This is a genomic window from Aquitalea sp. ASV15 (assembly GCF_016429115.1).
Taxonomy (GTDB): domain Bacteria; phylum Pseudomonadota; class Gammaproteobacteria; order Burkholderiales; family Chromobacteriaceae; genus Aquitalea; species Aquitalea magnusonii.
Window position 1 is genome coordinate 1 of sequence record NZ_JAELTZ010000076.1, and the last position, 12747, is coordinate 12747.

13 protein-coding genes are annotated in these 12747 nt (G+C 62.0%); 4 read left to right on the top strand and 9 right to left on the bottom strand.

Features of this window, described 5'->3' with window-relative positions; genetic code table 11:
* The 4 genes from JHD64_RS19620 to JHD64_RS19635 form a co-directional block, all read right to left on the bottom strand.
* The coding region (locus tag JHD64_RS19620) for an amidohydrolase family protein (protein ID WP_233170533.1) at positions 1-319 on the bottom strand (319 nt) is incomplete at its 3' end.
* Positions 316-1422, bottom strand: a complete 1107-nt coding sequence (locus tag JHD64_RS19625; RefSeq protein WP_199055170.1) for a 4-oxalomesaconate tautomerase — start codon at positions 1420-1422, stop codon at positions 316-318. The genes JHD64_RS19625 and JHD64_RS19620, both read right to left, overlap by 4 nt.
* 134 nt (positions 1423-1556) lie before the next feature.
* Positions 1557-2336: an IclR family transcriptional regulator gene (locus JHD64_RS19630; protein ID WP_199055172.1), complete on the bottom strand. Its 780-nt coding sequence runs from the start codon at positions 2334-2336 to the stop codon at positions 1557-1559.
* Positions 2337-2429: 93 nt separating this feature from the next.
* On the bottom strand, positions 2430-4043 hold the full coding sequence (locus tag JHD64_RS19635; RefSeq protein ID WP_199055182.1) for a methyl-accepting chemotaxis protein: 1614 nt from the start codon (positions 4041-4043) through the stop codon (positions 2430-2432).
* A 175-nt stretch (positions 4044-4218) separates the two neighbouring features.
* Between JHD64_RS19635 and JHD64_RS19640 the strand changes: the two genes are divergently transcribed.
* Positions 4219-4872, top strand: coding sequence for an HAD-IA family hydrolase (locus JHD64_RS19640; protein WP_199055183.1), 654 nt, complete (start codon positions 4219-4221; stop codon positions 4870-4872).
* A gap of 71 nt (positions 4873-4943) precedes the next feature.
* Here the strand turns inward: JHD64_RS19640 and aroQ are convergent, their stop codons facing one another.
* Positions 4944-5387, bottom strand: a complete 444-nt coding sequence (aroQ, locus tag JHD64_RS19645) for a type II 3-dehydroquinate dehydratase (protein WP_199055186.1) — start codon at positions 5385-5387, stop codon at positions 4944-4946.
* A gap of 10 nt (positions 5388-5397) precedes the next feature.
* Complete coding sequence (locus JHD64_RS19650) at positions 5398-6231, bottom strand: shikimate dehydrogenase (protein ID WP_199055188.1); 834 nt, start codon at positions 6229-6231, stop codon at positions 5398-5400.
* A 790-nt stretch (positions 6232-7021) separates the two neighbouring features.
* Here JHD64_RS19650 and JHD64_RS19655 point away from each other — a divergent pair.
* Positions 7022-7564: a DinB family protein gene (locus JHD64_RS19655; RefSeq protein WP_199055189.1), complete on the top strand. Its 543-nt coding sequence runs from the start codon at positions 7022-7024 to the stop codon at positions 7562-7564.
* 164 nt (positions 7565-7728) lie between these two features.
* Here JHD64_RS19655 and JHD64_RS19660 read toward each other — a convergent pair whose 3' ends face one another.
* On the bottom strand, positions 7729-9570 hold the full coding sequence (locus tag JHD64_RS19660; protein ID WP_199055192.1) for a tannase/feruloyl esterase family alpha/beta hydrolase: 1842 nt from the start codon (positions 9568-9570) through the stop codon (positions 7729-7731).
* A gap of 316 nt (positions 9571-9886) precedes the next feature.
* Here JHD64_RS19660 and JHD64_RS19665 point away from each other — a divergent pair, with 316 nt between their 5' ends.
* Both JHD64_RS19665 and JHD64_RS19670 read left to right on the top strand, forming a co-directional pair.
* On the top strand, positions 9887-11053 hold the full coding sequence (locus tag JHD64_RS19665; protein ID WP_199055194.1) for a porin: 1167 nt from the start codon (positions 9887-9889) through the stop codon (positions 11051-11053).
* Between the two features lie 157 nt (positions 11054-11210).
* Complete coding sequence (locus JHD64_RS19670; protein ID WP_199055196.1) at positions 11211-11411, top strand: hypothetical protein; 201 nt, start codon at positions 11211-11213, stop codon at positions 11409-11411.
* Positions 11412-11655: 244 nt separating this feature from the next.
* On the opposite strand, the gene ligK is transcribed toward JHD64_RS19670, so the two are convergent.
* Both ligK and JHD64_RS19680 read right to left on the bottom strand, forming a co-directional pair.
* Positions 11656-12339, bottom strand: a complete 684-nt coding sequence (ligK, locus tag JHD64_RS19675; protein WP_059284322.1) for a 4-carboxy-4-hydroxy-2-oxoadipate aldolase/oxaloacetate decarboxylase — start codon at positions 12337-12339, stop codon at positions 11656-11658.
* A 127-nt stretch (positions 12340-12466) separates the two neighbouring features.
* Positions 12467-12747: amidohydrolase family protein (locus JHD64_RS19680; protein ID WP_199055198.1), on the bottom strand; the 281-nt coding region annotated here is incomplete at its 5' end.

Here is a 12747-nt window from a genome sequence, read left to right on the forward strand (position 1 = left end):
AGTTGTCGGGGAACAGCTGGCTGACGCGATAGCACAGCTCATTACAGATGGCCGCCCAGGTGGAGGAGGTGTTGAAGTCGCCGATATGGTGGGCCATGAAGCTGGCGCGCGGGCTGAAGATGGTGAGATCGGAGCCACGCTGCTTCATCAGGCGCAGCTGGTTGCTTTCGATGGTGTCGCGCAGCTCGTCGTCGGAGATGTTCAGCTCAGAGGGTTTGGGGCCCAGCTCCGGGGTGGCGAGGTTGTCGATCTGGCGTTTGCGCCAGTCCTCCAGCGCCTTGGGGGCGGTGGTGTAGTGGCCGTGGATGTCGATGATCATGCTTGCTGTCCTTTCCAGATGGCGGAGGGAATCATGACCTCTCCGCGCATGATGAGCCGTGCGGTGCGCAGCAATGCTGCGCGGATGACGTTTTGCGGGTTTTCCGGGTCCAGCTCCAGGTCCACCGAGAATTCGCCGGTCGGGTGTTCCACCGACACCAGATGACGCAAGCCGGGCTGCATCTGCGCGATGCCCTCGGTGACCGAGCCTTCCAGCACGCAGGCGGTGCCCACCGTCACCGCCGCCAGCACGCCGATGGCGTCGTGGCAGACGTGCGGAATGAAACAACGGGTGCTGATACTGCCGCCGTCGCGCGGCGCGGCAATCAGACACATCTTGGGATAGGTTTTCTTGCTGACATCGCCCAGGCCCATCAGGTGGCCGCATTGCAGGCGCAGCGCTTCCAGCCGGGTTTTCAGCTCGGTATCGGCATTCAGTTCGGCCACGCTTTCGTAGCCGCTGCGGCCCAGGTCGGCAGCGCGTAGCATCACCAACGGCATGCCGTTGTCGATACAGGTGATTTCCAGTTCGCCCACGCCGTCCAGCTGCACCACGTCTTTTACCTTGCCGGTGGGCAGCAGGCCGGAACACACCGAACCAGCGGTATCGAGAAAGTTGATGGTGATAGGCGAGGCGCTGCCGGGCACGCCGTCGATGCGGGCTTCGCCGTCGTAGCGCATCTGGCGGCCAGGGGTGTCTACCGTCACGTCGCACTGCATGCCGGTATTGAGGGTGAGCACGCGGAAGGTGCTGGTTTCACCCTGCGCCGTCACCAGGCCGCGCTCCAGCGCAAAGGGCACCACCGCCGCCAGCATATTGCCGCAGTTGGGCGTGGTATCCACCGTGTCCTTGTCCGGCTGCAACTGGGCAAACAGGAAATCCAGGTCCACACCGGGCTGGCTGCCGCGCGAGATGATGCCGACCTTGCTGGTCAGCGGGTGTGCTCCACCCAGACCGTCAATCTGACGGCGGTCGGGCGAGCCCATGACAGCGAGCAGCACACGGTCGCGCAATGCCTGATCCTGCGGCAGGTCGTCCGCCAGGAAGAAGGGCCCGCGTGAAGTACCGCCACGCATGAACAGAGTCGGGATTGAGGTTTGCATGCGAGGATTGTGTTCCCGCGCATTGCATAAAAAAAGAGCACTATCGCTCTAGCAGATATAGCAGTTTGCTATACATCGGGCACATGAATGGCAATGGCCCGACTGGCGGGCCATGAATGAAAAATCAGCGCAAATCAGGACTTGAAGTACAGCGAACCCAGCGAGGCTTCGCCCAGCTCGCGCGCGGCATCCTGCAACAGGCTGCCCAGCTCGGGCAGGCGCTCGGCCGGAATGCGGCTGGTGGGGCCGGCCAGCGTCACCACCCCCACCACCTGCTGCTTGAGCGGGTGGATGATGGGTGCGGCCAGCGAGGTCATGCCCGGTTCGTAGCTGTCCACCGCCACCGCATGGCCACGCTTGCGGGTGGCATGCAGCACCTCCAGAAAGGCAGCAATGGTGCGCGGCGCATTGGGGCCGTAGTCGTGGCCATTGCCAAAGCCCTGCCGGGCGACAATCTGCAAGGCTTGCTCATCGTCCAGCCGGGAGAGCCAGGCCGGGCCGCTGGCGGTGCAAAACAAGGGCGGGTTGCTGCCCATGTCCGGGTCGTAACGCAGGCCGGAGCGCGCCCCCTGCGCCTTGGCCACAAAGGTGATCAGCTCGTTTTCGATGATGCCCAGCCGTGCCAGTTCGCCCGAGCTGCGTGCCAGGTTTTCCAGAATGGGTTGCGACACATCGGCCACGCCGCTGGTGGACAGGTAGATCAGCCCCAGCGACACCAGCTTGAGCGAGAGCTGGTATTCGCCCTTCTCTGCATGCTGGCGCACATAGCCTTGCTCGATCAGCATGGCCAGCAAGCGGTGCGCGCCACTGCGCGGCATGTTGAGGGTGTCGGCAATGACATGCAGCGGCAGTTGCCCGCCATTACGGGCCAGCAATTCCAGAATTGCCAGCGAACGCTCCATACTGCCTGCCATGTCGTTTCTCCTTGCTGATTGGTTCCGGATTTGAACACAGTTCAATTTGACCAGCAAGCCGCCCTCCCCGCCCCCTGCCCGCTCCGGAAACGCTCACACCTGGAAACGGGCAACCGACTGGTGCAAGGCTGCGGTCAGTTGCTCCAGCCGCGCAACATGCTGGCATGCCTGTGCCACCGCGTGGCTGGACTCCTCCATGCGGCCGGAGATCTGCTCGATGTTCTGCGCCACGCTATTGCTGGCCTGGCTTTGCTCGGTGGTGGCACTGGCAATGCTGCGCACCTTGTCCAGCGCCTGCGCGGATGCGCTATTGATTTGCTGCAGCGCATCCCCTGCCTGAGCCGCCATCTGCACCCCCATCGCCACCTGTGGTGCCATGGCCTGCATGCCTTGCACCACGGCGGCGGTATCGGCATGCACCGCCTGCACCGTGCTGGCAATCTGCGCGGTGGCAGTGCTGGTGCGTTCGGCCAGCTTGCGCACTTCGTCGGCCACCACGGCAAAGCCACGGCCCTGCTCGCCAGCACGGGCGGCCTCGATGGCGGCATTCAGCGCCAACAGATTGGTCTGGTCGGCGATATCGCGAATCACACTGGCGATATCGCCAATCTGGTCGGTGCGCTGCTCCAGCGAGCCGATCAGCCGTGACGCATCACTCACTTGCTCGGCAGCCCGGCTGATTTCCTCACCGGCATGCAGCACCAGCGCGGCGCCTCGTTCGGCCAGCGCGGTGGCCCGGCCGGAATTGTCCTCAGTCTCGCGTGCCCCCTGCGAGATATGGTCGACACTGACTGCCAGTTGTTCGATGGCTGCAGCACTGGAGGAGATAGCCGCAGAGCTCAGCTGCGCGGCATCGTTGATCTGCCCCATTTGCGTGGCCAGATGATGCGACAGCTGTCCCACCTGATGTGCGTTGTCCTGAATGCCGCCAATCAGGCTGCGCAGATTGCCCTGCATCACGGCGATGGAGGCCATCAGGCTACCGGCCGGGGCGCTTGTATCCAGCACCCGGTTCAGCTTGCCCTCGGCTATCTCCCCGGCCAGCCGGGCGGCCAGTTCCGGTTCACCGCCCAAGGTGCGGTAAATCTTGCGTGCCATCCACACCGCCACCACGCCAATGGCGACAAACAGCAACAGGCCGGTCAGCATGTAACGCAGCGCCGCCTGCCAGAATGCCGCCTGGATGTCATCCGTCCAGGCACCGAAACCGATCACCCAGTCCCAGCCGTCAATGCGCGTCACGCCATTGATTTTCAGCACCTCGTCACTGCCGCCGGGCTTCACCACCATCAGCTCGACAAAGCCGATGTCCTGCGTGGCCAGCACATCCAGATAACGGTTGAAATCATGGCGGCCATCCGGCAGCTGCTTGCCGAAATCCACCTGCCCCACGCCCTTGTCGCCCGGCAGTACCAGCCCCAGCGCGCCGGTGGTACGCGCCCACAGATACAGGCTTTTCTGGTAGCGCATGCTGCGCAGGGCGTCGATGGCGCGGCGTTGCGCCTCGGCGCGACTCAACTGGCCGCCCTGCTCCAGTTGCTGAAAATGTTTAACCTGCTGCGCCGCCAGCGTCAGCACGGTGCGGATGGCTTCCTGACGTTGTTCCAGCATGCTGCTGCGCAAGGACACCAGGCCCATCACCGCCAGCAACAGGCCACCCAGTGCCGCCAGCCCCACAATCAGCCCCAGCCGTGTGGAAAGTTTCATGTTCTGTCTCCTCCTTGTTATATGCAGTGCCGCTCTGGCTGTGCCATCATCATTGCCCTGTGCCGGACATGAGGTGGCGCACCATTCTGGTGATTTGCTGCCATGAGGAGTAGTCGACACAGGCACTAGCAGTTATAACAAGCTGCTATGACTGACCCTTGCAGGAGACCGACAGGTGTTTAAGATCAAGGCCGTGATATTTGATTGCGATGGTACGCTGGTGGATAGCGAAAACCTGTCCGCGCGGCTGCTCGGGCGCATCCTGCAACAGCATGGCCATGTCCTGGATGAAGCAACCATCCTGCAGCATTTCCGTGGCCGGCCATATGCGCGCTTTCTGGACGACATCAGCCAGTACTTCCCGCAACTGGACCGTGAATTGTTCAGCCAGCAGTTTCGCCAGCAAAGCCTGCAACTGCTGGCCAGCGAACTGGACAGCATGCCCGGCGCGCATGATTTGCTGGCCGCACTGCCACTGCCGCGCTGCATTGCCTCCAACGGCCCGCGCGAGAAGATAGAAACCAGCCTTAACAGCACCGGGCTGAAGCCCTATTTTGGCGAAGCCATCATCAGTGCCTACGAGGTGAATGCCTGGAAGCCGGACCCGGCGCTGATTCAGCACGCACTGCGCCTGCTTGAGGTAGCCCCCGCCGACTGCCTGCTGGTGGAAGACAGCGCCTCCGGCATTGCCGCCGGGCTGGCTGCTGGCGTTGCCGTGGCCGGGGTGCATCTGGACCCGGCCACCGCCGCCCGCTTTGCCGGGCAGATCGCCATTTTCCCCGGCCTGCCGCAGCTGGCTGCAGCATTGCTGGCTCCCAGCCACACATAAAAAAAGCGGAGGAGCCAGGCTCCCCCGCATAACACTGACTGAGTCAGTTTCGGATTGCTACAGAGAAAAACTTACTGCGCCACAGTGGCGGCAATAGCCGCGCGCAGGCCCAACAGATAACTCTCAGTGCCAAAACCGCAGATCTGCCCTTTGGCAATCTCGGCAAATACCGACTGGTGGCGGAAGGGTTCGCGCGCATGGATGTTGGACATGTGGATTTCCACGATGGGCACGGTGAGGATGGCCAGTGCATCGCGGATGCCATAGCTGTAGTGGGTCCAGGCACCGGCATTGATCAGCACCGCATCCACACCATCGGCATAGGCCCGGTGAATGCGTTCGCACATTTCACCTTCGTGGTTGGTCTGGAAGCTTGCCACTTCCACGCCCAGCTCGCGGCCCAGCGCCTGCAGGCGGGCGTCGATTTCCGCCAGCGTCACGGTGCCGTACTGCCTGGGGTCGCGCTTGCCAAACATATTGTGGTTGATGCCGTGCAACATCAGTATTTTCTTCATTGCCCGCTCCTTAATAATCCAGCTGGGCCACGGCACGCAGCGCTTCCGGCGTGGTGCTGCCGAAACCGAAAAACTCCAGATAGGCCGGAATCATTTCAAACAGCATGTCGGTACCCAGTTGTATCCGGCAGCCCTTGGCCTGTGCCGCCGCCAGCAGCGGGGTGATTTCCTTTTTCATCACCACTTCGCCGACAAAGGTGTCCGGGCTGACGCGGTCCATGTCAAAGGGCAGCGGGTCGTCATCCTTCATGCCCAGCGGGGTGGCGTTGACGATCAGCTCGAAGCCGGCCGGGTCATTGCTGCCCACTGCCACCTTCAGCTGCGGGTAGTGCTGGCACAGGCGGCTGGCCAGTGCCTCGGACGAAGCGGTATGGCTGTCGTACAAGGCCATTTCGGCCACGCCGGCCGCCGCCAGCGAGGCGGCAATGGCACAACCGACGCCGCCATTGCCCGACACCAGCACCTTGCGGCCCTTGAGGGAGAAACCCTTGCGCTCCACGCCACGCACAAAACCGGCACCGTCAAACTGGTCGCCCAGCAAGCTGCCATCCGGACGCAGCAAAATGGCATTGCAGGCACCGGCAATGGCGGCGGTGGGGGTGATTTCGTCCATCAGGCCCAGCGTGGTGACCTTGTGCGGCATGGTGACCAGCGCACCATGCAGATTGGTGAACTTGCGGATGCTGGCCAGTGCCGCCACGTAGTCTTCCGGCTTGACGCCAATCGGCACCACCACCGCATCAATACCCTTGCTGTCAAACCAGGGGTTGTAAATCATCGGAGCCTTGAAGCTCTCGGTGGGATAACCCAGATGGGCGATAAGCCTTGTCTTGCCACTGATCACGCATGTCTCCAGAAATCATGGGAATGGGTACGCTGCACTGGCGTCCCTTGAGCATGAGGATGCCGTGCGGCCACCCGGGCATGGCCGCCTTGCGGCCCGCTTCAGCCAGCCGCTTCCTTCAGCTTGCAGCATCATCAGCTGTTTGCACGTCAGGACCAATCCCAAATCCGCTCTAGCTGATATATCAATCCTGTTGGATCAGGACATGCCGGTGGAGGCGCAGCTGACAGCCAAGCGTCCGCAATACCCAGGCTGCGCACCCACCATGGAATCTCACGCAGCAACAGCGCCGCATGCAGGATGGCAAGATGCCCTGGACAAAGAGGGCAGGCATTACTTTTATGCATTGTGAATCGCAGGTAAGCTAGCCGGGAACGGCCAGAAGCGGGCATGCGTGATATTGCCCTACCCGACATCACACATCAGATGGCCACAGCAGCATGGCAGACTGCCGTCATGCGCTCTGGCCTTGGCCAAGCAGAATGCGCTGCAATGACTAGAAGCATTTTTTACCGGCCACGGGGCGTTTTTATCCGTGAACACACAATGACTGCTTGCCATTGCCTGATGAATGCATGACCGGGCTGATTTCAAAAAATGAAGATGCACGCCATGACAGCATGCCCCAGCAGCGAAGCGGACCTTGATGATAGGTACAATCAGCCCAGAGCCAAGCCTGGTGGTGCTTGCCAACACGGCACTGGCAGCAGGCGGCAGCAATGGGCCAGTACACAGGCTTGCACCACAGTGAGCATTTTCCCCTGCGCAGCGGTCGACCCCGGCTGGCTGCATGCTCAAGACATCACCCGATATTGACGAGGCCACTTCCATGCCGCTAACACTGATTCTTAACCAGCTGCGCTACAAGCAATGGGCCGACCAGCGCACGCTGGCTGCCATCGCCCAGATCGATGCGCAGGCCTTTCCCGCCGAACTGGCGTTTGCCCGCCAGCAACTGAATCACATGGTGCGGGTGGAAGAAGTATTCCGCGCCAGGCTGGCGGGAACAGCCGAGCCGCATTGCACGACCAATTCGGACATCGTCCCCACGCTGGCGGAGCTTGAGCAGCGCTTGTCAGCGGCAAACGGCTGGCTGCAGCCGTATACCGCGGCACTGCCAGCAGAACAGCTGGGAGAGATAATCCGTTTCCGCTTTCTGGATGGGAAAGCCGGCTCGATGACGCGTGCCGAGATACTGTTCCATCTGGTCAATCACGGCAGCTATCACCGCGGCGCTATTGGTCGCGCACTGGACATGGCAGGAGGGCTGCGCCCGGCGGACACCTATACGGTATTCATTCACGCCACGGAGCCGGCACGCAGGGAGGGCTAGCCCCGGCATAAGGTCATCGCCGGGGCTTGCGGTGAAATCCAGACCCGCATGACCGCCGCCCTGCCGCTATGGCCAAGATGCAGACTGTTTTGCAGCGCGGGCAAAACAGCGTAGTACCCATGGCAAGCAAGCGAGATCCTGCAACGGATTTTTGCTAGCAGCGCTTATTGCAGCAGCGGCAGGCGCTGGCTCGTGGGCGCATGGTCTTGCTGGTTATCAGGTCCGATAAGGCTGGTGGCCAGGCTGTTGAAATCCAGCGGCAGCGCGACGGCAGATGGCACCGGCTGATAGCTGGCGGCATCATTGACATCGCCCTGGCCGCGATAGCGGGCAATCAGCGGCCACGGATACACCGGCCGCGTGGCTTTCACGGCAGCCCAGGGCTGGGCCAGCGGGCTGCTGGCCAGCATCGGCAGATGAAGGCCGGGTGCCGGCTGAGCGGGCTTGCCAGGCTTGCCATTGCCCGGCAGCGTGTCTGGTGGCGGGCCAGCCATGAAATCCGGTTCGGCTTGCGCCGGCTTGCCGGTAATCAGCGCTGCTGGTGCCTGTTGCAGCTCGGTCCAGGCCATCAGCGGGCTGAGCACATCCACCTGGTTGTAGCCATCACCGCCGCCGCAGTGGCTCACCCCGGGCAACAGGAACAAGCGCATGAAGCTATCCGTCGTGGCCTTGCCCAGCTGTTGCTGCACCCCCTGGTAATAGGCCAGCGAGACAGCAGGCGTAATCGAGGTATCCGCCAGCCCATGCCACAAAATCAGCTTGCCGCCGTGCTGCTGGAAGGGCAGCAGATTGGTGTTGCCGGCGTTATACAAGGGGGCCAGCTGGGAGAGCTGGGCAAAGGTGGCGTCGTCAAAGCGCAGCTGTTGCAGATGACCCATGGCCAGATCCACCTGCGGCAGAATCAGGTAAGAAATGGCCAGTGAGGCCATGTCCTGGCTCATCGACTTGCCTTCAGCGCTATTGGGCAGCATCCATTGCAGCTCGGAGCCGGGCAGCACGCCGCCCATGGTCAGGTGACGGCCAGCCGCATCTAGCGGGCCGTCATACAGCTTGCGTGCCACCGCCACTTCTTCGGCGCTCAGGCACTGGCTGTGGTCGCTGGCATCTGGCGGACACTGCGCCCAGGCCGGGTCCACCTTGCAGCTGAGCGGGTCTTGCAGCAGGCCATCCTTTACGCCGGAGCCTTCGGCGCAATGCGCCAGCACGGCACGGTGCAGAATGCCCAGCCGGTTTTGCAGCAGGATGTTGCTGCCATCGGCCCGCTGATTGGCCACCACATTCCAGGCGTGATACAGCGAGTTTTGCAGCTGGAACAAGGCCGCGGGCGCACCGGCAGCCACGCCGTCAAAGTCGTCCGGGTAGCGCTGCGCCTCCATCAAGGCTTCGCGGCCGCCATCGGAACAACCGACAAAATAAGAGAAGCGTGCCGGCTGGCCATAAAAAGCCTTGATCAAGGCCTTGGCCACCAGCGCGGTCTGGTGGTTGGCGCGGTAGGCAAAATCGATGCGCTTTTGCGGATCTGCCCCAAAGCTGGCCTGGTCCGGCCCGGTCATCGAACCCTTGTGGCCCATATCGTTGCCAGCCACCACGAATTCGCCGTTCAAGGCGGGGCCGCAGCGCCCGGCATTGCTGATACCCACGCGGGTCATGCCGCACAGGCCGCCGCAACCGCCTTGCAGATAGCGCTGGGTCCAGCCCTGGAGAGGCAGGTCCACCTCGAAGCCGATGGCTGGGGCAATGCTGCCTTCCACCTTGCAAAATTCACCCTTGGGTGTGCTCACCACACTGGCGGCACGGATGCTGACGGGTGCATCTGCCACGCCGCTCAGCGACTGCTGGCCGAGTGCGGCACAGCTGATTACCGCGGGCTGCACGGACAAGGGCTGATAGTCGGCAGCCTGCGCCAAGTGCGGCAGCCAGCCCATGCACCACAGCCACAAGCAGGCCAGCAGGGATAGCCAGCGTAAGGCCACCGGGGGATGGCCGCGATAAGCGGTATGGTTCACCTTGTTCACTCCTGATTGACACCCTGAAAACGGGAATTACTATCATTTGATAGCAAATACGTCATGCTGCTTTGCTGTAATTTTCCTGTCTTGACGCTACTGAACAAGGCTCCATCGCCTGGCATTGCTTGATCAAGAACCGGTTTGAGCCTAGCCCAGCCAACGCCATCCAGCCAGCCTGTGCGGCAGTGGCGGCAAAACAAGGCAACGCAGGTTCACTTAATGGCAACGCGTGCCCTCCTCTGCTGACCTAGATTAGCCAATGCAATCAACATCATTGCAATAACAAGGATCTGAACCAGATGGAGGAGAAACCATGCAGCAATCCACTCTCAAACTGAGCCTGGCCGCCTGTGCCGTAGTCACCGCGCTGACGGCTCACGCAGAGGACAGCACGGTCACCGTGTATGGCGTGATCAGCGCCTCGCTGGAATCGGTGGGAGCATCGGGCGGCAGCGGCGGCACCAAGTCCACCACCACCCGCGTGACCGACAATAATTCCCGCATCGGCTTTCGTGGCAACGAAGACCTGGGCAACGGGGTAAAGGCCATCTGGCAGGTGGAATCCAGCCTGCGTAACTTCGAGCAGGGTGGTACTACCGACTGGGGCCAGAGCGCCACCCTGGCCACCCGCAACAGCTTTGTCGGCATCAGCAGCGAGCAATACGGTCGCCTGATCGCCGGTTACAACGACACCGTGTACAAATCGCTGGTGGGCAGTACGGCGGACTTCGGCATTGACGTGATGGCCGGCACCATTGCCGACAGCTGGGGAACCGGCCCGGGCTTTTACCAGCTGTTCAGCCGTGGCGAAACCCGTTTGAAGAACTCGGTGCATTACATCTCGCCCTTGCTGTCCGGCTGGCAGGCTGGCGCGTCTTATGGCGTGGATGAAACCAGGACCAATAACACCAATCGCAGCCGCCTGAGCCTGGCGGTGAAGTATGGTGACGGCCCGTTCAAGGCCGGTTTCGGCTGGGACCGCCAGTTTGACACTGCCGGTTACGAGCAAAGCAACTCCGGCACGGCAGCGTCGGGCAAGCATGTGGACTTTGCCAAGCTGCTGGCGCAATGGACCTTCAGCAGCACGGGTACGCTGGTGGGGGCCGGGGTGGAGCGTGGCAGTTATCAATCCGCCACGGGCGGCCAAACCCAGACCCAAACCGGTTGGACGGTGGGTGTCAGCCAGCCGCTGAGCGAACGCCTGGCACTGAAAGCCTCGTACAGCAAGCTGGGCAGCCTGAACAATGCCAGCCATGCCGATGACTACAAGGCCACGCAGTGGGTGCTTGGCGCGAGCTATGCCGCCACCAAGCGCACCAGCTTCTACACCTATGCCACGCGCCTGAGCAATGGCGCACTGCAAAACGCCAACTTCGGCTTCAGCCCGCTGACTACCGGCACCAATGCCGGCAACACCGTGGTGCTGGCTAATGGCAACACCCTGCATACCGTCGGCGTGGGCATGTCCACTGCCTTCTGATACAGCACGCGGCTGACCGCAGCCATCACGCAGGAAGGGCTGGCGCTTGCCAGCCCTTTTTTCAAGCTCATGCCAATTTATGTAAATACGGGTAAAGCAGCTCAAGCCAGCCGCGATTTCACCGATAGTTCTTATAAATGCAATAAGGAGTCCAAGCATGTTTCTGGGCGCAGTCGGTTCATTCATCAGCACTTCGGGCGGAGCCTTGCTCAAGGCAGGTTCTTCCGTGGTGACCGAAGCAGCCTCCATTGTCGAGGCACACCCGCTGCTGGCCGGCGTGGCGCTGGGGGTGGGCATTTACGAATACGCCACCAGCAATCCCAGCCACCTGGGCAATACGGTGGATACCACGGCCTGAGGAGCGGTTCAACGCCTGCTGTGCTTTGGCGACAGCACCTTATCAACATCTTGGGCATACGCATTTCCCCTGCGGAAACTCCGCGCCCTCAGCCGTGTTTGTCTTGTCTCGCTCACGCGAAATGTTGAAATGGCTTTGCGCCCCCCCTGCCCCGTTGCGCTGGCTTGCTTGTTGCCGCTACTTGCCAAAAAAAACCACCCCGCAGGGTGGCCAACACAGAGAGTGACGTTTACGCCAGCAAACGTCAGTCGATATAACGCAGGCCAGCCTTGGCCAACGGCTCGCGCATTGCGTACATGTCCAGACCCAGCACGCCGGATGCCAGCTTGGCGCGCTTCTCCCCTTCGAATGATTCGCGCTTTTGCGCCGCCGCCAGCGTTTCCACCGCACGCGCCGCCGGGACGCATACCACGCCGTCGTCGTCGGCCACGATGACATCGCCCGGATGCACCAGCATGCCGGCACACACTACCGGGATGTTGACCGAGCCCAGCGTGGCCTTGATGGTGCCTTTGCTGCTGATGGCGCGGCTCCATACCGGGAAGTCCATTTCCTGCAGGGTTTTGACGTCGCGTACCCCGGCGTCGATGATCAGCGCCCGTGCGCCACGGGCCTGGAAGCTGCTGGCCAGCAGGTCGCCAAAGTAGCCGTCGCTGCATTCCGAGGTGACGCCTGCCACCACGATGTCGCCGGGCTGAATCTGTTCGGCCGCCACGTGCAGCATCCAGTTGTCGCCCGGTTGCAGCAGCACGGTGACGGCGGTGCCGGACACCTGTTTGCCGGCAAAGATGGGGCGCATATAGGGCTTGAGCAGGCCAACCCGGCCCATGGCTTCGTGCACGGTGGCGGAACCCAGCGCGGCCAGTGCATCGGCAGCGGCGCGGTCGGCGCGGGTGATGTTGCGGTAAACGACTCCGAGTTCGTACATGGTGTGGTCTTTCCTGTTCTGTTTTATCTGCCTGGTGATCAAAAGCCCTGGGTCAAGGCGCGCCGCCGCAGACAGTACGTGTGGTACGGCAAGGCGGCGCAACGCAGGAGCGGGGGTTTTGCCAGCCTTAAAGGCCGCGGGCTTTCAGGGCGGCATCCAGTCGCGGATACACGCGGCGGGCATTGCCTTCAAAGATTTGCTGCCGTTCGGCATCCGTCAGCGCCGCCGCTTCGATGTAGCGTTTGGTGTCGTCGTAGTAGTGGCCGGTTTCCGGGTCGATACCGCGTACCGCACCGATCATTTCGCTGGCAAACAACACGTTGTCCACCGGAATGACCTTGGTCAGCAGGTCGATGCCGGGCTGGTGGTAGACGCAGGTGTCAAAGAAGATGTTGTTGAGCAGGTGGT